At 67.6% G+C, this 20,060-nt stretch carries 21 protein-coding genes; 11 read left to right on the forward strand and 10 right to left on the reverse strand.

The annotated features are described in order from the left end of the window. The 6 genes from HPO96_RS18085 to HPO96_RS18110 form a co-directional block, all read right to left on the reverse strand. The coding region (locus HPO96_RS18085; protein WP_337796696.1) for an AMP-binding protein at positions 1-790 on the reverse strand (790 nt) is incomplete at its 3' end. An 81-nt stretch (positions 791-871) separates the two neighbouring features. Beyond that, a complete protein-coding gene (locus tag HPO96_RS18090) occupies positions 872-1,645 on the reverse strand; it encodes a polyphosphate polymerase domain-containing protein (RefSeq protein ID WP_171674675.1) in 774 nt (257 codons plus the stop codon). Beyond that, positions 1,642-2,238 carry a DUF4956 domain-containing protein gene (locus HPO96_RS18095; protein ID WP_171674676.1) on the reverse strand — a complete coding sequence of 199 codons (597 nt, stop codon included), beginning with the start codon at positions 2,236-2,238 and terminating at the stop codon, positions 1,642-1,644. The genes HPO96_RS18090 and HPO96_RS18095 overlap by 4 nt, the downstream gene beginning before the upstream one ends. A 78-nt stretch (positions 2,239-2,316) precedes the next feature. Continuing rightward, positions 2,317-2,982, reverse strand: a complete 666-nt coding sequence (locus HPO96_RS18100; RefSeq protein ID WP_171674677.1) for a response regulator transcription factor — start codon at positions 2,980-2,982, stop codon at positions 2,317-2,319. Further along, positions 2,979-4,367 (reverse strand): sensor histidine kinase, encoded by a 1,389-nt coding sequence (locus tag HPO96_RS18105; RefSeq protein ID WP_337796697.1) that lies wholly within the window; start codon positions 4,365-4,367, stop codon positions 2,979-2,981. Before HPO96_RS18105 ends, HPO96_RS18100 begins: the two co-directional genes overlap by 4 nt. A 3-nt stretch (positions 4,368-4,370) precedes the next feature. After that, positions 4,371-4,646, reverse strand: a complete 276-nt coding sequence (locus HPO96_RS18110) for a hypothetical protein (RefSeq protein WP_337796698.1) — start codon at positions 4,644-4,646, stop codon at positions 4,371-4,373. Positions 4,647-4,842: 196 nt separating this feature from the next. Between HPO96_RS18110 and HPO96_RS18115 the strand changes: the two genes are divergently transcribed. Genes HPO96_RS18115 through HPO96_RS18130 form a run of 4 tightly spaced genes read left to right on the forward strand, consistent with a single transcriptional unit; the run spans position 4,843 to position 8,175 of the window. Beyond that, on the forward strand, positions 4,843-6,306 hold the full coding sequence (locus HPO96_RS18115; protein ID WP_171674678.1) for a restriction endonuclease: 1,464 nt from the start codon (positions 4,843-4,845) through the stop codon (positions 6,304-6,306). 41 nt (positions 6,307-6,347) lie between these two features. Then, entirely contained in the window at positions 6,348-6,968 is a 621-nt protein-coding gene (locus HPO96_RS18120; RefSeq protein WP_171674679.1) for an SIMPL domain-containing protein, read from the forward strand. A 7-nt stretch (positions 6,969-6,975) separates the two neighbouring features. Then, on the forward strand, positions 6,976-7,761 hold the full coding sequence (locus HPO96_RS18125) for a metallophosphoesterase (protein WP_171674680.1): 786 nt from the start codon (positions 6,976-6,978) through the stop codon (positions 7,759-7,761). Positions 7,762-7,797: 36 nt separating this feature from the next. Next, positions 7,798-8,175 (forward strand): DUF427 domain-containing protein, encoded by a 378-nt coding sequence (locus HPO96_RS18130; protein ID WP_171674681.1) that lies wholly within the window; start codon positions 7,798-7,800, stop codon positions 8,173-8,175. Here HPO96_RS18130 and HPO96_RS18135 read toward each other — a convergent pair. Further along, a complete protein-coding gene (locus HPO96_RS18135) occupies positions 8,162-8,932 on the reverse strand; it encodes an alpha/beta fold hydrolase (protein WP_171674682.1) in 771 nt (256 codons plus the stop codon). The genes HPO96_RS18130 and HPO96_RS18135 overlap by 14 nt on opposite strands. 101 nt (positions 8,933-9,033) lie before the next feature. Between HPO96_RS18135 and HPO96_RS39650 the strand changes: the two genes are divergently transcribed. From HPO96_RS39650 to HPO96_RS18150, 3 genes are all read left to right on the forward strand, one after another. Continuing rightward, entirely contained in the window at positions 9,034-9,810 is a 777-nt protein-coding gene (locus HPO96_RS39650) for a GNAT family N-acetyltransferase (protein WP_202886155.1), read from the forward strand. Positions 9,811-9,854: 44 nt separating this feature from the next. Further along, the gene (locus HPO96_RS18145) at positions 9,855-12,137 is read left to right on the forward strand and encodes a helicase-associated domain-containing protein (RefSeq protein WP_171674684.1); all 2,283 of its coding nucleotides are present in this window, start codon (positions 9,855-9,857) and stop codon (positions 12,135-12,137) included. A 109-nt stretch (positions 12,138-12,246) separates the two neighbouring features. Beyond that, a complete protein-coding gene (locus tag HPO96_RS18150) occupies positions 12,247-13,887 on the forward strand; it encodes a DNA repair helicase XPB (RefSeq protein ID WP_171674685.1) in 1,641 nt (546 codons plus the stop codon). Here HPO96_RS18150 and HPO96_RS39655 read toward each other — a convergent pair. Genes HPO96_RS39655 through HPO96_RS18165 form a run of 3 tightly spaced genes read right to left on the reverse strand, consistent with a single transcriptional unit; the run spans position 13,876 to position 16,576 of the window. Next, positions 13,876-14,580: a FadR/GntR family transcriptional regulator gene (locus HPO96_RS39655; RefSeq protein ID WP_337796699.1), complete on the reverse strand. Its 705-nt coding sequence runs from the start codon at positions 14,578-14,580 to the stop codon at positions 13,876-13,878. The two genes, HPO96_RS18150 and HPO96_RS39655, sit on opposite strands and share 12 nt — an antisense overlap. 27 nt (positions 14,581-14,607) lie before the next feature. Then, positions 14,608-15,516 (reverse strand): dihydrodipicolinate synthase family protein, encoded by a 909-nt coding sequence (locus tag HPO96_RS18160; protein ID WP_238355290.1) that lies wholly within the window; start codon positions 15,514-15,516, stop codon positions 14,608-14,610. A 16-nt stretch (positions 15,517-15,532) separates the two neighbouring features. Continuing rightward, a complete protein-coding gene (locus HPO96_RS18165; RefSeq protein WP_171674687.1) occupies positions 15,533-16,576 on the reverse strand; it encodes a sialidase family protein in 1,044 nt (347 codons plus the stop codon). Between the two features lie 47 nt (positions 16,577-16,623). Here HPO96_RS18165 and HPO96_RS18170 point away from each other — a divergent pair, with 47 nt between their 5' ends. The 4 genes from HPO96_RS18170 to HPO96_RS18180 are packed head-to-tail and all read left to right on the forward strand — an operon-like array spanning position 16,624 to position 20,026. Continuing rightward, a complete protein-coding gene (locus tag HPO96_RS18170) occupies positions 16,624-18,231 on the forward strand; it encodes an extracellular solute-binding protein (protein ID WP_171674688.1) in 1,608 nt (535 codons plus the stop codon). After that, entirely contained in the window at positions 18,232-18,924 is a 693-nt protein-coding gene (locus tag HPO96_RS39660) for a hypothetical protein (RefSeq protein WP_337796700.1), read from the forward strand. Next, positions 18,822-19,142: a hypothetical protein gene (locus HPO96_RS38335; RefSeq protein ID WP_337796701.1), complete on the forward strand. Its 321-nt coding sequence runs from the start codon at positions 18,822-18,824 to the stop codon at positions 19,140-19,142. Before HPO96_RS39660 ends, HPO96_RS38335 begins: the two co-directional genes overlap by 103 nt. Beyond that, a complete protein-coding gene (locus tag HPO96_RS18180) occupies positions 19,139-20,026 on the forward strand; it encodes a carbohydrate ABC transporter permease (RefSeq protein WP_171674689.1) in 888 nt (295 codons plus the stop codon). The genes HPO96_RS38335 and HPO96_RS18180 overlap by 4 nt, the downstream gene beginning before the upstream one ends. Positions 20,027-20,060 lie beyond the last annotated feature (34 nt).

Raw genomic sequence — 20,060 nt, forward strand, 5'->3', positions numbered from 1 at the left:
GGTGTAACCGGCTGCTACCTGCTACCCGGCGCCGCCACCCCGCGTCATCACCGAAAGTCACAGCACAGCCCGTGTCTCCCCGTCGGGGGCGCGGGCTTTTTTGGTTACGGAGATTCCCATTCCAGTGGTACAGAGGGACCGGCAGGCAGAGGCGATCGTCTGCGGTGAAGGCGATCGTCTCGGTGACGAAGTAGCCGTTGTTGAGGATGTTGTGGTGGCTGAGCGTTGCGCCCTTCGGGAAACCCGTTGTGCCGCTGGTGTACTGGATGTTGATCGGATCGTCGAAGGACAGCTCTGCCGCGCGTCTGTGCAGCTCTGCGATCGGTACGCCGGCAGCGGCCTCGCGGAGGCTGTCCCAGTCACCAGTGCCGATGTAGACGAGCTCTTCGAGCGCAGGGCAGTCCAGACGCACCTCCTCCACCATGGCGCGGTAGTCACTGGTCTTGAACTCGGTGGCCGAGACCAACAACCGCACGCCGGACTGGTTGAGCGCATAGGCCAGCTCATGCGTGCGGTACGCCGGGTTGATGTTGACCAGGATCGCGCCCACAGTCGCCGTGGCGTACTGCGTGATCACCCACTCCGCGCAGTTCGGCGCCCAGATGCCAACCCGGTCGCCCTTGCCGATTCCACGCGCCAGAAGCCCTCGCGAGACCAGATCGACCTCGGCGCCGAATTCGGCGTACGTCCACCGCCTGCCGCTCTGCATCTCGACCAGCGCCTCCCGGTCGCCGTACTGCGCAACCGTCCGCCTGAGGTTCGCCCCGATCGTCTCCCCCAGCAACGGCACTTCGGAGATCCCTGATGCGTAACTCGGAAACACTCGCGCCTCCTGATGAGTCGGCAGTGGCTAGCGCCGAGTCTAGGACGGTCAGCGGAAGAGTTGCAGCGTTCGATGCCAGGGGTTGGCCCGGAGCCGCGGGTTCAGCAGCGCGACGGCGACGCAGTACTTACTGACCTGGATCGTCCGGGCCCCGAGCTCCCGCAGTACCTGATCGGCGACTCCCGCGCGCCCAGCTGTCTTGCTCTCCACCAGTACGACGTCCGGCCGCGCTTGGACGCTGTGGCGCGCGTCAGTGAACCGCAGGTCCACATCACACGTCAGCCGCGCATGGCCGGTCGGGTCGACCAGAGTGCTGCGCCGGTACGTCGTCTTCAGCGCCGGAGCCAGCCCAGGCTCAGGCCGGACGCCGTACTCGGCGTGGAGCCGTTCGGCCACGAAGTTCCAGGCATCGGGGTTCAGCCGGCCGCGGTCCGCCAGCGGGTAGCCCACGCGGGACTTGATCGTCTCGGACCGCCCTCCTTTGAGCTTGAGCTCCAGACTGCACTCGCCACTGTCCAGATAGGCGCGGGTCCGCAACTTGTACCGACGGCGACGCCGCTGGAGGTGCTGGCGATAGAGCTCGTGCTCTGCAGTGTCGAAGTACACCGACTCGTACCGGAACGCCGTCTGGTCGTCGATCCGCAGCGCAGCGAACGTCCCTTGCAGCCGTGCAGCCAGCTCGACGAACGTCTCAAGCGGTAGTAGGTACTTGCGGTCGACCCGAACCTGCAGCGCTGCCTCGGCCAGCACCTCGGGCAGTGTGATCGTCGGAAGGGCCTCCAAGACACCTGCCATCGCCGCAGTGGTTCTGGCGGTGCTCATGCGGCGAACTGGTGGACAGGCGCCGGCCGATTCGCGCGGGTCGCATCCGTACGCCGCCGGTAGCGCACGTCAACCACCGTGGTGTCAGTCACCAGATCCAGGTCCAGAACCACGAAATACTTGACCTCCGCACCCAGCAGTTGCTCCAGCACCGGACGGATGTCGCTGACCTGCGGATAGGCGCGGTCGAGCACCACCTTCTGCCGGTGCGAACGGCTGATCAGCCGCGGGTGATCGACGCCGTACATGACCGCCACCAGCAACAGGCTCAGCACCGGCGCCAGCCACACCGGACCGGGATGCAGCCCGTTTACGAGCCCCATCGCCAGTGCGACGAAGTAGTAGGCCACCTCCTCCTGAGTGATCGAGTCGGACCGGAGGCGAATGATCGACAAGATGCCGAACAGACCGAGGCCCAGTCCAGCTCCGGCGCCGCTGTCGGCCAGCATCGCGGTCACCGCCAGCACACCGACGTTCAGCGCGACGTAGGCCAACAGCAGGTCCCGCCGGTGGTAGCGGCGGAAGTAGATGCCGTAAGCAAGCAGGCCGACAGCCAGCAGATCGGCTGGTAGCGCAATGGCCAGACCGGTCATGGTTCCTCCTCGGTTCGTTGGTGTCGTCCACTCTGGGCAGGCACCGTGAGACCGAGCTGAGCCGGTGATGAGAGGGTTCTAAGGCAGCAGGCGGTAGCCCATACCGCGGACGGTCTCGATCCGGTCCTGGCCGAGCTTGCGGCGCAGGTAGCGGATGTACACGTCGACGACGTTCGATCCGGGGTCGAAGTCGAAACCCCAGACCTGGGAGAGCAGTTGCTCACGCGACAGCACCTGGTCCGGATGCCGGCAGAACATCTCCGCGAGCAGGAACTCCCGCGCAGTCAGGTCGACACTGCGATCGCCGACGATTGCGCGGCGGGTGCGCAGGTCGAGCTCCAGCTCGCCTACGCGCAGCACGGTGGCGTCCGGCGTACCGGTACCGTCGCTGCGTAGGCGCAAGCGAATCCTGGCCAGCAGCTCCTCGAACGCGAACGGTTTGGCCAGGTAGTCGTCCGCACCGCCCTGCAGACCAGCCACTGTGTCCCGGACGCTGTCGCGGGCGGTCAGAATCACCACAGGGATCGTGACTCGGGCCTCGCGCAACCGCCGCAGCACTGTGAAGCCGTCCACGCGCGGCAGACCGATGTCGAGCACCAGTAGGTCATACGCGCCGCTGACCGCTTCGGCGTACGCCGTCTCGCCGTCGCCGACGACTGTGGTGACGAACCCGTTCCCACGTAGTCCGCGCTCGACGAAGGATGCGATTCGCTCCTCGTCCTCAGCGATCAGGATCCGGCTCATTCACGCACCTCCGGCAATGTGATCTCGAAACGCGCACCGGGACCGTTCTGCGGTACCACCTGGACAGAACCACCATGTGCCAACGCAATCGACCGGACGATCGACAGCCCCAGCCCTGCACCTTCAGCGCGGGCCTGGTCAGCGCCGCGGGCGAAGCGGTCGAAGATCCGGTCGACATCCGCCGCTGGCACACCTCGACCCGCATCGGAGACCCACAAAGTCACCTGACCGTCCAGCACCCGCGAGCCGACTGCGATCCGGTCTCCGGGCTCAGTGTGCCGGACGGCGTTCGCAACGAGTTGCATCAACGCCTGTGTGAGCCGCTGTCCGTCCGCAGTCACGACCGCGTCGGCTGTCTCATCGACCCGCCACTGCCGCTCTGCCATCGGACGTGCCTTGGCCACCACCTCGACCACCAGCTCGGTCAGGTTGACCTCGGCCACCGCCAAGAAGTCCGGACGGTCGCTCTTGGCCAGCACGAGCAGGTCGTCGACGATTCGGTTCATCCGGCTCAGCTCGTCCAGTACGAGCGCCTTCGTCCGCTCCTGGTCGGCCGGGTCGTCGCTCATCAGCTCGAGATGGCCGCGGATCACCGTGATCGGCGTACGGAGTTCATGACCGGCGTTGTCGGCAAACTCGCGCTGCGCGACGAACGCGGCCTCCAGCCGGTCCAGCATCGTGTTGAAGGTCCGCCCGAGCTGGGCGACGTCATCGGAACCGACAACCTCGATCCGGCGCCGCAGGTCGGACTCGCTGATCCGCTCCGCCGTACTGCGGAGTTGGCGGATCGGTGCGAGTAGTCGGCCGGTTACCAGCCAGCATGCCGCTGCAGCCAGGGCGAGCGTGCCAGCAGCGACGACGACCAGTGCTTTGGCCGCATCCCGCGACGGCTGGGCGATGACGTCCCGGAACTCGACAATGACCAGCTGGGCCCGGACCGGCCGCTCGCCGAGCTGCACCGGCAGCACGCCGTACCGGACTTTGCCCGCTGCGCTCCCCTTCCAGCCGTACGTCGGTTCGGTGGCCCCGGCGATGCTGCGGACGAACGCCTCGTCGGTGTCGAGACGAGCCGGCGGTGCGCCTTGGCCGCGGCGGTAGGGACGACCGTCGACGATGCTGAAGAACGTCTCGGAGTCGTTGGGCAGATTCAGCTGCAGCCAGCGCTCCAGAAGCTCCTCGGGTGTCCGCGCGGCCGAGGAAGCGGCGTACCCGCGGAACTTGGCGGCCTCGTGGCTGAGCTCACGGTCCGCAGCCGAGTCGGAACGGGCCGACAGCACCTGCCAGGTCACTACGACCACTGCGATCATCGCGAGCGCGAGCACACTCAGCAGCCAGGAGATGATCCGCACGCGCGCGCTGGCGAGCGGCCTCCTCAGCGGGCCCACCGCTCAGCCATCGTCATCCGGACCGTCGTCGGCGTCGTGGTCGTCGTTGTCGTCCGGCCCGTCGTCGTCGCCGGCGGTCCGCACCGGCGCCGGAGAGACCTGGCCCGCACCTCGTTCCGCGGCCGGCGGACCGGTCGTCGGGCGCGCCGAACCCGGCGTGATGACCACCGTCTCCCCCAGCTCCGGACCGCTGCGATCGGCCAGCCATTTGGGCAGAAAGAGGCCCACCGCCGCGAGCACAGCGGCGACAACGCCGTACACCACTCGTGGAGACCGCACAGTCAGACTCTGCGATCCCACCCGAAGAGCCGCATGAGCCGAACATTACAGAGCTCTCATGTGGACAACGGTTCTTGCAGCCGCACGTGCAGTGGAAACAGGGGGTGGACGGCAAGCAATGTCCTTGCCAACTCTCCGTCACATTGGTCGCGCTGCGTGGTTGGACCGTTACCTTGGATCGGAGAGGTGTGAGGCGATGGGCCGAACCGATGAGGGTTACGCCCGCAGCGACCGTCCGCCCGGACGTACCGCCGAGGCGGCACAACGTACCGCTGCGGTAGGCGAGCGCGTCCGGGAGCTGGGCAACCTCCTGGCCGACGCGCTGGCGATCGATGTGCACAGCACCGACCTGCAGACGCTGAAGCGGGCTCCGCGCCGCGCTCCGCCAACGGTGCCGGCTGCTGATCTCACTGCGCGTCCCGGGCCGGTCTGGGACGCGTTCGTGCCTCAGGCGCCCGGACCGTTCCGCTGGTGGGGCGCCGAACGCCGGTACGCGCGCCGGCTGGCAGCGGCCGAGGACAGGTTCGCAGAGGCGATCGAGCGGCACCGGATCGCCGAAGAGAACCGGAGGGACCGCGTTGCCCGAGCGCTACGCGAGCAGGTCGACCAGCAGCGTCGGCTGGATGAGGCGACCGCGGAGCAGCACGCTCGCGTCGACGCCTACCAGAGGGCAGTAGTGAGCCACGACCGCGCCGCGGTGACTCGCTACTTCCAGAAAGCCTTGGAGCGAGTGAACGAGCCACTCGGCTTTCCCCGACGTCGGCGCGTCAGCTACGTGCCGGAGTCGACCTTGCTGGCCGTCGAGTGGGACCTGCCGGAGATGTCGGTCGTGCCGCGCGAGGCGTCGTACCGGTACGACCGGGAGGCGGACGCCGTCGTCGCCGTGCCTCGCCCGGAGAAGGAGGTGCGACTGCTCTACCAGCAGCTGGTCGCACAGCTGGCGCTGCGGGCGCTGCACCTGATCTTCGGCAGCGATCGGTACTGCGTCGTCGATACCATCGTGTTCAACGGGATGGTCGAAGCGGTGGACCTACCGACCGGCCAGACGGTGCGGCCGTGCCTGATTACGCTGCGGGCCACTCGAGAGCAGTTTCAGGCACTGGTACTCGACCAGCTCGACCCGGTGGCCTGCGTCCGGCACTACTTCGCCGCAGAGGTGTCCCGGCATCCGGAGGAGCTACAGCCGGTCGAGCCGGTGCTGGAGTTCGACCTCGCAGACCCACGGACCATCGAACCGATCGATGTGCTCAGCGAGATCGACAGCCGGCCCAACCTGCTCGATCTGACCCCGGACTCGTTCGAACACCTCGTCCAGAACCTCCTGACCCGGATGGGCCTGGAGACGCGCCTCTTCCGGCGCGGCACCGATGGCGGGATCGACTGCGTCGCCTACGACCCACGGCCGATCACCGGCGGCAAGTTCGTCGTCCAGGCCAAGCTCTGGACCCGCACCGTGCCGCCCTCCGCCGTCCGCGACCTGTTCGGCACCGTCGTGGACGCCGGCGCCACCAAAGGCATCCTCATCACCACCAGCGGTTTCGGACCCACCAGCTACCAGTTCGCCACCGGCAAACCACTCCAGCTCATCGACGGCACGGCTCTACTGGCCCTCTGTCATCTGCATGACATCCCGGCCCGAATCATCCCCCGCGCCAGCTGATCACGCTCCGTTGCCCGTGGGGAGGTGTCACACTAACGCCCATGGAAACTGGGGTGACGGTTGTCGGATCAGGTCAGGTCAGTACGGCGCCCGACGTACTACGGGTGTCTCTCAGCGTGGAGCACGTCGCACCGGACGTGGCTGCCGCGGTCGCACAGGTCGGTGAGCGCACGGATGCGGTGATCGCTGCACTCCGCGAGCAGGGTGTCGCGCAGTCCGATATCGGCACCACGACAGTGAACGTCTACCAGGAGTACCGCGAGCCGGGCGCCGCACCGGCGTACCGGGGCGCGCACCAGCTCACAGTCACCACCAAGGACCTCACCGGCTTCGGCGCGCTGCTGAACGCCGCAGTGGCCGCGGCGGGTAACAACCTCGGTCTGCAGTCGCTGCAGTTCGACGTCCAGGAAAAGTCCGCACTGCTGACCCGTGCCCGGGAGCTGGCGTTCGAGCAGGCGCGGGACAAGGCGACCGAGCTGGCTGCGCTGGCCGGCTTCTCACTCGGCTCCGTCACGGCCATCACCGAGACCCACGGCCAGGCGCCGCGGTTCGAGGCCCAGGCCGCAGGGGCGAAGCTGGCGTTCGACTCCGCGGTCAACGTCGTCCCGGGCGATCAGACCGTCGAGGTGTCGCTCGAGGTCCACTTCTCCTGGGGAGCGTAAGGCTGATATGACGCGGGTCTTCGCCGTCAGTGACATCCACGGGCACCCCGAGAAGCTGCAGGCCTCCCTGCTGGCTGCCGGTCTGACCGACGACGACGGCAACTGGGCCGGCGCGGATGCGCGGCTGTGGGTGCTGGGCGACTTCTTCGACCGCGGTCCGGACGGAATCGGCGCACTGCGCTTCGTCCGGGCCCTGGTCGACCAGGCGCCCGCGGAGGCGGTCAACGTGCTGCTCGGCAACCACGAGATCCTGGCGCTCGGCATGCGCAAGTTCGGCGACACCTTCGTCCCGCACGAGGGCATCACCAGCCGCAGCTTCGAACGGTCCTGGGCGCTGAACGGCGGCCAGGACCGCGACCAGGAGCTACTCAGCGACGACGATGTCGCCTGGCTGCTGGACCGGCCGCTGCTCGGTCTGGACGCCGACCACCTGCTGATGCACTCGGACACCGCGGAGTACGTCGAATGGGGTGACACCCTCGACCAGATCAACACCCGCGCCCACGCCGACCTGCACAGCGACGACATCGTGCTCTGGTGGGAGATCTGGCGCCGGATGACGGCGCGCTACGCGTTCCGCGGCCCAGGGGGCCCCGAGATCGCCCGCATCCTGCTCCAGGCCCTTGGCGGCCGCCGGATCGTCCACGGCCACAGCATCGTCGCGGACCAGCTCGGCATCCTCCCGCAGTTCCTGACCGGCCCCCACCTGTACGCCGAGGAGCTGGTTCTCGGTATCGACGGCGGCGCGTTCGACGGCGGCCCCTGTCTGGTTGTGGAGCTGGAGCAGCCGTAGGGAATGCCCGCACAGGGCAAGTGGTTGAAAACCGTCATGGCTGACAAGACGCGGAAGTTGCCCGGCGCCGACCACCCGATCACGATCGCGAAGAACCCGGACCGAGTGGTCGTGAAGCTCGGCGACCTGGTCCTGGCGGACACCCGCGACGCGCTGTCGCTCCAGGAGTCGACGTACCCGGCCGTCCAGTACCTGCCCCGGGCGAATGTGGACTTCACGGCGCTGGAGCGGACCGAGCACACGACGTACTGCCCCTACAAGGGTGACGCTGCCTACTACAGCATCATGGCGGCCGGCGCCGACGGCGAGAACGCGGTCTGGACGTACGAGCAGCCGTACGACGCGGTCGCCGACATCCGCGACCACGTCGCCTTCTACCCGAACAAGGTGACCATCGAGATCATCGCGGACTGAGGAACGTCCGTAGCACCGGTGCGAGCAGCTCCGGTGCGACTACGTGGCCCTGGTCGGGCAACTCGGTCAGAGTGCCCGCGCTGAGCAGCTTCACAGCTCGGTGCGCGGCATCGACCATGAACGGCGGTGATGCCGTCCCGGCCAGGACCAGCGTCGGTTGGCTGATCCCGGCGAGCAGCTCAGCCGGGAGGCCTCCGCCGCGGGCGCCGTGATCCATGACGGCGAAGTCGTAGGCCAGAGTCGGTGCCAGCTCGGCCACACCGGGCGATCCGGCGAATTCCAGCGCCTCAGCCGTCGGCATCCCGGCCATGACCAGGAAGAGCTCGACAGCCTCCCGGTTCTGCCCATCCGCGAGCAGGCTGAGCACCTGAGCGCCGTCCTCGCTGGAGTCGACGTCGTCCGACCCGTACGGCGGTTCGTGCAGCACAACCCGGCTGAACGGCAGACCGCTGCCCGCCGCAATCGCCGTCAGGCCCGCGCCGGAGGAGTGTCCGTAGACCGCCGCACCGCCACCGAGCGCCTGGACCAGCGCAGCGATGTCCTCGACCTCACGCTGCACGACGTACGCCGTACTGTCGCCGGAGTCACCGCGGCCGCGCCGGTCGTAGCTGATGACGTCGAATGAACCCGCCAGCTCGTCGGCGAGCGGTCTGAGGGCGTTGCGGTCGCACAGTGCACCCGGTACCAGGACGAGTGGCGCGCCCCGGCCCACTCGGTCGTACGCGATCGCCGTACCGTCTGCGGAAGTCACGTGCATGGGAGTCCTCCAATGGGTCTGATGCCGGTACGTCGGAGCCGGGGTCCGGGTTTCGACAAATGCCGTGGCGCTGGTGCTGGACTGGTGATTCACTGCGAGCCGTGATCAGCAGAGTCGACGAGTACTTGCACACGGTGCCACTGTCCGGAGCTGAGGCCGAGGAGGTCGGCCCGTTCACGCTGTTCCGTAGTACGACGGTCTGGCCGTACTACGCGCGGCCGAGAGCCGGAGTCACGGTCACCGCGGCCGACGTGCAGGCAGTGCGGGCGCGCTGCGCGGAGCTGGACCTGCCGCTGAGTTTCGAGTGGGTTGTCGACGCCTGTCCGACGCTGGGCCCGGCCGCCACGGAGGCTGGGCTGACTGCACACGAGTACCCGCTGCTGGTGCTCGACCCAGCCGACCTCAAGACGGTGGCCACGGACGCGCGGGTGGAGATTCTGCGGGCGGACGCGGACTTGGTCCGGCTGTCTCGCGCAGTGCAGAGCATCGGGTTCACAGCCGGCGGCACTGCGGTCGGCGCGGGCGGTCCGGCCGAGCGGGACGCCGCGGTGCCTGAGGTGCCCGCTGCGACCGTGGAAGGCGTCGTTGACCGGATGCGTCGCGGAGTCACCGTGACGGGAGCTGTGTTCACCGAGGACGGGATGGTCGCCGCAGGCGCGCACCAACAGGTTGGTGCGACCTCGGAGATCGTCGGAGTGGCGACACTGCCCGCGATGCGACGTCGCGGGCTCGCTGCGGCGCTGACCGCCGCGTTGGCGCAGCATGCGTTCGACAACGGCGTGGAGCTCCTGCTGCTGTCGGCCGAGAGTGACGCCGTGGCCGCCGTCTACGAACGGGTCGGTTTCCGCCGGATCGGGCAGGCCGGCGCCGCGGAGTAGCCGACGGTTAGTGATCCACGGGATCGCGCCGTACCGTTGGAGGGATGAGCACGTCCGACCGCAACCGCCCACGCACCCTCGCAGAGGCCCTGCGCACCTGGGACGACGCTGCCCTCGGACGCCTCCTGCAGCAGCGGCCCGATCTGGCGATGCCCATCCCGGCGGATACCAGCCAGCTCGCTGCGCGCGCGACGACCAACGCATCGGCCGCCCGGGCGATCAACCGGCTCGACGAGTTCGGCGTCGACCTGTTGGAGGCGCTGTCCGCGCTGCCGGAGCCAGTCAGTCTTGCTGACCTCGCTGCGGGCGCAGACCAGCCGGTCGACGTCGTCCAACCGCGAGTGGCCGAGCTGATCGACCTGGCGCTGGTCTGGGGTACCGAGGACGATCTGCGGCTGATTCGCGCCGTTCACGAGCTACTCGGCCCGACACCGGCGGGGCTCGGCCCGATCACCACACGGCACTTCGGTGACCTGGATCAGCTGATCGAAGACGCCGGACCCGAGGCGCGCGAGGTGCTCGACAAACTCACCTGGGGGCCGCCGACCGGCTCCGTCGAGAAAGCCGAGCGGCCGGTGACGATCGCGTCGGCCCGGACGCCGGTCGAGCGGTTGCTCGCGCGTGGCCTCGTCGTACCGCGCGATCCGAACACCGTCGTCCTGCCACGGCAGATCGGCCTGCATCTCCGCGGTGGGCGCGTGCTGGCCGCGACCCGGCCGACGCCACCGCCGCTGGACGGAAAGAAGGTGACTGCCAGCATCGTCGACCACGCTGCGGCCGGTGCGGCGCTGGATCTGGTTCGGCAGGTCGACAGGGCGTTGGAGCAGCTCGGGATCGAGCCTCCGCCGGTGCTGCGGACCGGTGGCATCGGCGTCCGCGAGCTGCGCAATCTGGCCGGGAAGATCGGTGCGGACGAGCCAACCACAGCCGCGGTGTTGGAGATCGCGTACGCCGCCGGTCTGGTCGCGGCAGTCGAGGTCGGGACCAATGAGATGTGGCTGCCGACCAGTGCCTACGACGACTGGCTGGATCTGGATTTGGCGCACCGGTGGGCGCAGCTGGTCACGGCCTGGTTCGGCGGGATGCGGGCGATCGGACTGATTGGACGCCGCGACAGCTCCGGTGCCACGGCAGCTGCCCGCGAGCGGCTCATCAATGCGCTCGCGCCGGATCTGGAGCGTCTGCTGGCGCCAGAGGTCCGGCTGCTGACACTACGCGCGCTGGGCGAGGCGCCTGCCGGAGTGGCTCCTGCAGCGCAGGCTGTTGTTACTTGGGTGGCCTGGCATCGGCCCCGTCGTGGCGGGCAGTTCCGTGACGAGCTGGTCGAGTGGGCCAGCACCGAGGCCGCACTGCTCGGTCTGACCGGCCTTGGCGCAATGGCTCGGCACGCGCGCCCACTGCTTACTCAAGAGCCGACCGTTGACGAGCTGGCCGAGGCGATCAGCCCGCTCGTCCCGGAGCCGGTGTCGGAGATCCTCCTCCAGGCAGACCTGACTGCGGTCGCGCCCGGGCCGCTGGTGCGCGCCGTCCAGGACGAGTTGTCCGCAATGGCGGATGTCGAGTCGCACGGCGGTGCGGCGGTCTACCGGTTCAGCGAGAGCTCGGTACGCCGCGCGTTCGACCTCGGCCGGACGGCAGACCAGCTCCACCAGTGGCTGGCGGCTCACTCGCGGACGCCGGTCCCCCAGCCGCTGACGTATCTGGTGGACGACGTCGCCCGACGGCACGGTGTCCTCCGGCTGGGCACCGCGTCGACGTACCTACGCTGTGACGACGAGTCCGTGCTCACCCACCTGCTGAGCTCAAGCCTGCCCGGCGTCCAGTTCCGTCGGCTGGCACCAACAGTGGTGGTCTCACCGTCGCCACCGGACATCGTGCTGAACCGCCTCCGCGAAGCCGGTCTGGCGCCCCTGGCCGAGACCTTCGACGGCGTCGTCCACGTCAGCACCGCAGCCGCCCGCCGCGGTGAGCCACCGCGCCGTCGTACCAGCCGCGACTTCGCCGACAGCACAATCGAGCTCACCACCGACCAGGTGAAGGCCGTCATCGAAAAGGTCCGCGCCGGCGACCGCCTGGCCGCAGACCGCCCCAGCGACGAAACCCCCGAGCCGGCCGCCCCCGCCGAAACCATCGCCGTCCTCACCGACGCCGCCGAGTCCCACACCCGCACCTGGATCTCGTACGTCGACCACAACGGCACCGCCTCCGAGCGCGTAGTCGAGCCCACTCGGGTCGCCGACGGCTGGCTGACTGCCTACGACCCCACCACCAACCAACCGAGCACCTACGCCCTGCACCGAATCTCCACCGCCCGCCCAGTCGACTAGTCGCCGCCGCCCCCGCCACCACCTCACGATAGAGCCGCTCAGGCGGCCTGAGCTGCCGTTTGGCGGTAGCAGGCACAATGGAGGGTCGGCCGAGTGATGGGAGTGGCGCGTGACGGACGGGCCGTTGATTGTGCAGTCGGACAAGACTCTGTTGCTGGAGACTGCGCATCCGGATTCTGGGGCGTGCCGGAAGGCTATTGCGCCTTTTGCTGAGTTGGAGCGCGCACCGGAGCATGTGCACACCTACCGGCTGACGCCGCTGGGGCTGTGGAATGCGCGGGCTGCTGGGCACGATGCGGAGCAGGTGATCGACGTACTGCTGCGCTACAGCCGGTACCCGGTGCCGCACTCGCTGCTGGTCGACATCGCCGAGACGCTGGACCGGTACGGGCGGCTGCGGCTGGAGAAGCACCCGCAGCACGGTCTGGTGCTGGTCACGACGGATCGACCGGTGCTGGAGGAGGTGCTGCGGTCGGCGAAGGTGAAGCCGATGCTGGGTGCGCGCATCGACGACGACACCGTGCTGGTGCACCCGTCGGAGCGCGGTCACCTCAAGCAGACGCTACTGAAGCTCGGCTGGCCCGCTGAAGACCTCGCCGGGTACGTCGACGGCGAAGCCCACCAGATCGACCTCCTGAAGGACGGCTGGGAGCTGCGGCCGTACCAGGAGCAGGCGGCCGACTCGTTCTGGCACGGCGGCTCGGGCGTCGTCGTACTACCCTGTGGTGCCGGTAAGACGATCGTCGGCGCCGCTGCGATGGCGCAGGCCTCGGCGACGACGCTGATCCTCGTCACGAACACCGTGTCCGCCCGGCAGTGGAAGGACGAGCTGCTGAAGCGGACGTCGCTGACCGAGGAGGAGATCGGCGAGTACTCCGGCTCCCGCAAGGAGATCCGCCCGGTGACCATCGCGACGTACCAGGTGATGACGACGCGCCGGAAGGGCGTCTACACCCATCTGGAGCTGTTCGACGCCCGCGACTGGGGCCTCATCGTGTACGACGAGGTCCACCTGCTGCCGGCGCCCATCTTCCGGATGACGGCGGACCTGCAGACCAGGCGGCGCCTCGGCCTCACGGCGACGCTGGTGCGCGAGGACGGCCGCGAGGGTGATGTCTTCTCGCTGATCGGCCCGAAGCGGTACGACGCGCCCTGGAAGGACATCGAGTCGCAGGGCTGGATCGCGCCGGCAGACTGCGTCGAGATCCGCGTCGACCTGGAGCAGAGCGAGCGGTTCGTCTACGCGACCGCCGAGCCGGAGGACCGCTACCGGCTGGCGGCCTCCACACCGGCCAAGTCCCGGCTGGTACGCCGGATCGCTGACCACCACGCCGGTGAGCCGCTACTGGTGATCGGCCAGTACATCGACCAGCTGGACGAGCTGGGCGAACGGCTGGAGTGTCCGGTGATCAAGGGCGAGACGAGCATCCGGGAGCGGCAGCGGCTGTTCGATGCGTTCCGTACCGGCGAGATCAACCGGCTCGTCGTCAGCAAGGTCGCGAACTTCTCGATCGACCTGCCTGAGGCCTCGGTGGCCATCCAGGTCTCCGGCACGTTCGGCTCCCGGCAGGAGGAGGCGCAGCGGCTGGGGCGCGTCCTGCGTCCGAAGGCCGACGGGCGCACTGCCCGCTTCTACTCGATCGTCGCCCGCGACACCGTGGACGCCGAGTTCGCTGCCCACCGCCAGCGCTTCCTGGCCGAGCAGGGCTATGCGTACACGATTGTGGATGCTGAAAATCTATTCGCCTAGGCGGCTGTGGATGCCGTTGAAGTGCCTGCGCATGGAGCGGGCGAAGGCATCGGGGTCGGCGAGTTTGTCGAGCAGGTCCCGGTGCCAGGCGGCGGCGTCCGCGGGGGTGTAGCGGGCGCCGGGCAGCCGGGCGTCGACCTCGGCGAAGGTGCGCCAGAAGACCGAGAGCAGATCGATGACGAGGGCGTTGCCGAGCGGCTCGTAGAGGGCCTGATGGAAGGCCCAGTCCTCGTCGGGGAAGTACTCACCGGCGGCGGCCTTGGCCTCCATCCGCTGCACAAGCTCCTCGAGGACGTCGGCGTCGTGCGTGGCGAAGTGCGCGACGACATCCTCGGCCAGACCGACCTCGAGCGCCTGCCGGACCTCCAGCACGTTCTGCACATCCCGAAGGTCACCAGCCATCGACTGCGACATCCGGAACGCCAGACCGTCCTCCAGGGACTGCAGCGACACCGCACCGACGTACGTGCCGTAGCCGTGCCGGATCTCGATGATGCCGACGGCCTGGAGTGCTTTCATCGCCTCCCGCAGCGGATGCCGGCCGACGCCGAGCTGCGCCATCAGCTCCTGCTCATTCGGCAGCGGGTCACCGGCCTTCAGCCCGCGCTCGAGGATGAAGGACTTCATCTGGTCGCGGATGAAGGACTGATTGCCTGCCGCACCACGCGCCCGGCTGAGCCCACCCGTCGTCACTGCCCGGCCTCCCTTGGTAGAGACCGCTCAGTGTAATCCGGCGCGGTCCAGCAACGGCCGGATCGCCGCGATCTCGGCGTCGTCCAGCGGAATGCCCGGGTACGCCGGGATCGGGCAGTCGATCACCCCGAGCAGGTGCAGCGCGGCCTTGAACGCGCCCAGAGCCGCCGAGCTGGCGCCCATCCGGCCCCGGTCCGCCACCTCGACGATCTCGAACAAGCGGATCAGCCGCTCCTGCTCCACGCGCGCAGCCTCACCCCGGGCGCCGTACAGCCGCACGTATCCCGCCGGGTCCACATTTCCCAGCCCTGGCACGACGCCGTCCACTCCGAACGCCAGTGCGGAGTCGACCGACACCTCTGACCCTGTCATGATCGCGAACCCGTCCAGCCCGGCGTCCCGTCGTTCCATCACCAGCCGACGCAGACTGGGCTCCTGACCGCTGGAGTCCTTCACACCGGCAATCACACCAGCCTTCGCGAGCGAGATCATCAGCGGCGCCGGCAGCTTCGTCCCGACCCGCACTGGAATGTCGTAGGCGTACAAAGGGACATCACCAGCGACTTCTGCCAGCCGCGTGAAGTGCCGACGGATCTCTGCCGAATGCGTCGCCGCGTAGTAAGGCGCAGTAGCAACCAAACCGTCCACTCCGGCTTTCAGAGCGGCAGAAATGTGCGCACCGACGCGAGCAGTCGACGCATCGATCACTCCGGCCAGCACCGGCACCTGACCGCCGACCTCACCGACGACTGTCTCCAGCACCACCTGTCGCTGCTCGTCACTCAGAAACGTCCCCTCACCAGACGTGCCGAGTACGAATACCCCACTCACCCCACCAGCGAGTTGGTACTCCACCAGCCGAGCCAGCGATGCCGTGTCGACGTCGTACGACGGAGTGAACGGTGTGACGAGGGGCGGTACGACACCAGTCAGCAAGGCAATCTCCCAACGGTCAAAGGGCGAATGTGGCAAAGCGCAGCGCAGCGAACGACGACGTCTCGCCCGCCTCGTAGAAGACACCGACCGAGCCATCGGGCAACAGAGTCAGATCGGAGTACCCAGCCATGCCTGGATGCACGACCAATCCGGGCTCCCAGGTCGCACCGGCGTCGGAGCTGACGAAAATGGTCAGCTCGCGCCGCACCGCCGGGTCAGTAGGTGTCGAGAGCAACAATCGCCCGTCCGGCAGCGTCAGCACATTCCCCTGGATCCCCGGCGCGGTGACCTCGGGAATTCCGGCGTACGGCGCATCCAACGTCACTCCGCCGTCGGACGACCAGGCATGTACTCGGGCCGGTCCCGTGCCGAGGTGGTTACGGGCGTTGAAGTACAGCCGACCGTCGGGCAGCTGCGCGACTGCCGTCTCATTGGCGTTGACCTCTGGCCCGTCGTTGCGGTCGATGAAGCCAACCGACCAGGTCCAACCAGAGTCGTCACTCAGCAGGCAGTGTCCGCCGTTGACGCCACCGGGCACCACAGAGTGGTTTGCGGGTACTACAAGCCGGCCGTCCCGCAGTGCGATCCCGTGGCCCGGTCCGGTCGCGTACCAACCCCAGTCCGCCGGCTTGACCTGCGCTGTGAGCTCGCGAGCCGAACTCCAGGTCGCACCGTCGTCGGCGGACCACTGAACGAACACCCGGCGCCCGTCGACGTCGTCACCGTGCGCCAACGCAGACTCCACCGCGTCGGCGCCGTTCTGGACGGACAGCAGGACGATGTCGCCACTGATCGGGTCGATGACCGGTGCCGGATTCCCGCAGGTCTTGCCCGCCACCGCGAGTACGACCTGCAACGGCAGCCAGCTCTGCCCGCCGTCCAGCGAGCGCCGTAGCACCAGCTCGATCTCACCGGAGTCGCCCGGCCCGTGCCTGCGGCCCTCACAGAAGGCCAGCACCAGCTGCCCTCGCGACACCACCGCCGGGATCCGGAACGTGTGGTACCCCGACCCGGCCGGATCGAAGACCAGCACCGGAGCAGCACCGACTCTTGAAGACATAGGACGTACTATGTCATGGTGTGGTCTCCGACGGAAGGTGAGGCCTCATGTCAGTCAGCAGACGTACGTTCCTCGGCGGCGGACTGGCCGCCGCCGCTGTCGCCGCCACCGGCACACCGCTGCTGACCGCCTGCGGCGCGAGCCAGAACGACGTCGCGGCCGCCAATCGGGCCGTGCGGCTGCCGACGTTCACCAAGTACGCCGGCGTCACACCGGACCTTCCCAGCGACGGCGTCGTCCTGGACGGCTTCCTGAAGTACCCGGCCAACCCGGTCCGGGCGATCACCGAGGCGCCCGGCAACGGGCGGCCGATCACGTTCCTGACCAACATCCCCGGTGCGATCCCGCCGGCCGCGGACCGCAACCAGTTCTGGCAGGCGCTGAACGAGCGGCTCGGCTCCGAGCTCCAGATCAGCATGGCGTCGAACGACGAGTACAAGGACAAGTTCGCCACCCGCATCGCCGGCGGCGACCTGCCGGACATCCTCAACATCCCGGTCGACACCGCCCAGATCCCCGGCCTGGTGAAGGCCAAGTGCCTGGACCTCTCCGAGCACCTGTCAGGTGACGCCGTCCAGAAGTACCCGTTTCTCGCAAACATCCCGACCGACTTCTGGAAGGGCTGCGTGTTCAACGGCGCCATCTACGGCGTTCCGGTGCCACGCGGGATGTCCCGGACCTCGCTGGCGCTGTACCGCGAGGATCTGCTCGCCGCGAAGGGCATCAAGGACCCGAGGCCGAAGAACTTCGAGGAGTTCTTCGACCTGGCCAAGGAGCTGACTGCGGCGAAGCAGAACCGGTGGGCGTGGACGCGGGTGCCGCTGTCGACCATTCGGCAGATGCTCGGCGTACCGAACGTCTGGAAGGAGAACGGCGGCAAGTTCAGCTCCAGCTACGAGGACGAGGCAAACCAGGAGGCTCTCGAGTCAGGCCGCAAGATGGTCGCCGCTGGGGTAGTGAATCCAGATGCCTTCAACGACAAGGCCAGTGCGCGCAAGCAGTGGTTCAACGGCGGCATAGCAGCGTTCGACTACGACAGCTTCGTCGCCTGGAACCAGTACTACGCCGACAACACCGCAGGTGACGCCTTTGCGGTCAACATGCTCGACGTGCCCGGCGGTACGCCGTGGATGGGCGGTGCGCTGAACAACGTGACCGCATTCAGCAAGGACAGCAAGCACTCACCCGAGACGCTGCTCAAGATCGCCAACTGGATGGCTGCGCCGTTCGGCACCGAGGAGTACCTGTTCCGCAAGTACGGCGTCGCCGGCCGGCACTACACCTTGCAGGGCACAGATCCGATCCCCTCGAAGGCGGGCGTCGTCGAGACCGGTATCGGCCTGCAGTACATCAGCGACGCACCTCTGTCGCTGTACTGGGCAGGCAAACCGGAGGTGCCGCGCAAACAGCACGCAGTCCAACAGAAGATCGCGAAACAGCTTGTGCACGATGCTTCGTACGGTCTGTACTCCGATACGCAGTCGAAGAAGCAGGCGCAGCTAGCCAGGACTATGACCGACCTGGAGACGCAGATCATCCAGGGCAAAAAGCCGGTTTCGGACTGGGCCCGTGGCGTGGCGGACTGGAAAGCGGCGGGCGGCGACAAGATGCGCTCCGAGCTCGAGCAGGCGCTCGCGGACACGGCGGGGAAGTAGATGCCCGGTGTCTGGCACCGGTTGACCCGCGACCGGGTGCTCCTGCTGTTCGCACTCCCCGGGGCCGCTCTGATCGTCGCATTCCACTACGTGCCACTGCTGGGCAATGTCATCGCCTTCAAGGACTACCAGCCGTTCCTCGGGATCGGCAGCAGCGACTGGTCCGGCTGGTCGAACTTCGAGGTGATCTTCAACGGCGATCCGGCGTTTCTGCGCGCACTGCAGAACACGCTGATCCTGACCAGCCTGCAGTCCGTCTTCGTGTTCCCAGCGCCCATTCTGCTCGCGCTACTGCTCAACTCGTTGTTCTCCGAGCGGATCAAGCGCATCGCGCAGAGCATCCTCTACCTGCCGCACTTCATGTCCTGGGTGATCGTGGTTGCGCTCTTCCAGCAGATGCTCGGCGGAAGCGGGCTACTGAACAACTACTTGCGTTCGCACGACCTGGCCACGCTGAACATCATCGGGAACTCCGAGCTGTTCCACGTGCTGCTCACGTCACAGATCATCTGGAAGGACACCGGCTGGGCCACCATCCTCTTTTGGCCGCGCTGTCCCAGATCGACTCGCAGCTGTACGAGGCGGCCAGTGTGGACGGCGCCAGCCGGATGCGGCAGCTCTGGCACGTCACCTTGCCTGGTCTGCGCGGCATCATCATCCTGCTGTTCATTCTGCGCCTGGGCGACTCGCTGACCGTCGGCTTCGAGCAGATCATCCTCCAGCAACAGGCTGTCGGCCGGGACGTCAGCGAAGTCCTCGATACCTACGTCTACAACAACGGCGTCCTCGGTGGCGCCTGGGGCGTCGCTGCGGCCGTAGGGCTGGTCAAAGGGCTCGTCGGCGTCGCACTGGTGCTGGCGGCAAACAAAGTCGCCCACCTCTTCGGAGAGCAGGGGGTGTACCGCCGATGAGCCGCAGAATCGTTCAGGGGGTGCCGATGCCCTCGTGGCCGATGCGCATCTTCAAAGGCCTGGTACTACTCGTGTTCTGCGCGGTAGTCATCGTCCCGTTCGTCGGAGTCCTGTCGACGAGCGTCGCACCGAACAAGCAGATCAACGAGTCCGGCGGGTTGGTGCTGATCCCGGAGTCGATCGACTTCGCGGCGTACAGGTCACTGTTCGCCGGCGGCGTCGTCACCCAGGCGCTGCTGATCAGCATCTTCGTCACGGTCGTTGGAACCCTGCTGAGCCTGACAGTCTCCTGTCTACTCGCCTATGCCCTGTCCCGGCCGGAGTTCGTGGCCGGACGGCCGATCCTGCTCGTCGTGCTCTTCAGCATGCTGTTCTCCCCCGGCATCATCCCCACCTACCTGGTGGTCAAGGGAGTCGGGCTGCTGGACAGCATCTGGGCGCTGATCGTGCCGACCATGGTCAGCGCGTTCAACGTCGTCGTACTGCGGGCGTTCTTCATGAACCTGCCGAGTGAGCTCACCGAGAGCGCCCGCATGGACGGTGCGGGTGAGCTGAAGACGTTCACGTACATCGTGCTCCCGCTGTCCCGGGCCGTGCTGTCCGTGATCGGTCTGTTCTACGCAGTGGCGTACTGGAACGCGTTCTTCTCCGCACTGCTCTATCTGAACGACAGCAGGCTCTGGCCCCTGCAGCTGGTGCTCCGGACGTACGTCATCAACGACACCCAGCTCGGTAGCGCCGAGCTGGGCACAGAACTGTTGCCACCGCAGGCATCCATCCAGATGGCGATCCTGGTGGTGTCGATCGTCCCGATCCTGCTGGTCTACCCGTTTCTGCAGCGTCACTTCGCCAAGGGGGTGCTCACCGGCGCGGTGAAGGGATAAATGAGTTTCTCCCGGGCAGGGACTCAAGTAACGT

Source organism: Kribbella sandramycini (genome assembly GCF_013131805.1).
GTDB lineage: Bacteria > Actinomycetota > Actinomycetes > Propionibacteriales > Kribbellaceae > Kribbella > Kribbella sandramycini.

Bases quoted from the DNA above. Each gene is read 5' to 3' on its own strand.
- HPO96_RS18170 (WP_171674688.1), top strand. From the start codon at position 16,624: ATGTCAGTCAGCAGACGTACGTTCCTCGGCGGCGGACTGGCCGCCGCC.
- HPO96_RS18100 (WP_171674677.1), bottom strand. From the start codon at position 2,982: ATGAGCCGGATCCTGATCGCTGAGGACGAGGAGCGAATCGCATCCTTC.
- HPO96_RS18095 (WP_171674676.1), bottom strand. From the start codon at position 2,238: ATGACCGGTCTGGCCATTGCGCTACCAGCCGATCTGCTGGCTGTCGGC.
- HPO96_RS39660 (WP_337796700.1), top strand. From the start codon at position 18,232: ATGCCCGGTGTCTGGCACCGGTTGACCCGCGACCGGGTGCTCCTGCTG.
- HPO96_RS18090 (WP_171674675.1), bottom strand. From the start codon at position 1,645: ATGAGCACCGCCAGAACCACTGCGGCGATGGCAGGTGTCTTGGAGGCC.
- HPO96_RS18115 (WP_171674678.1), top strand. From the start codon at position 4,843: ATGGGCCGAACCGATGAGGGTTACGCCCGCAGCGACCGTCCGCCCGGA.
- HPO96_RS18135 (WP_171674682.1), bottom strand. From the start codon at position 8,932: ATGCACGTGACTTCCGCAGACGGTACGGCGATCGCGTACGACCGAGTG.
- HPO96_RS18165 (WP_171674687.1), bottom strand. From the start codon at position 16,576: ATGTCTTCAAGAGTCGGTGCTGCTCCGGTGCTGGTCTTCGATCCGGCC.
- HPO96_RS18125 (WP_171674680.1), top strand. From the start codon at position 6,976: ATGACGCGGGTCTTCGCCGTCAGTGACATCCACGGGCACCCCGAGAAG.
- HPO96_RS18180 (WP_171674689.1), top strand. From the start codon at position 19,139: ATGAGCCGCAGAATCGTTCAGGGGGTGCCGATGCCCTCGTGGCCGATG.
- HPO96_RS18120 (WP_171674679.1), top strand. From the start codon at position 6,348: ATGGAAACTGGGGTGACGGTTGTCGGATCAGGTCAGGTCAGTACGGCG.
- HPO96_RS18130 (WP_171674681.1), top strand. From the start codon at position 7,798: ATGGCTGACAAGACGCGGAAGTTGCCCGGCGCCGACCACCCGATCACG.
- HPO96_RS18145 (WP_171674684.1), top strand. From the start codon at position 9,855: ATGAGCACGTCCGACCGCAACCGCCCACGCACCCTCGCAGAGGCCCTG.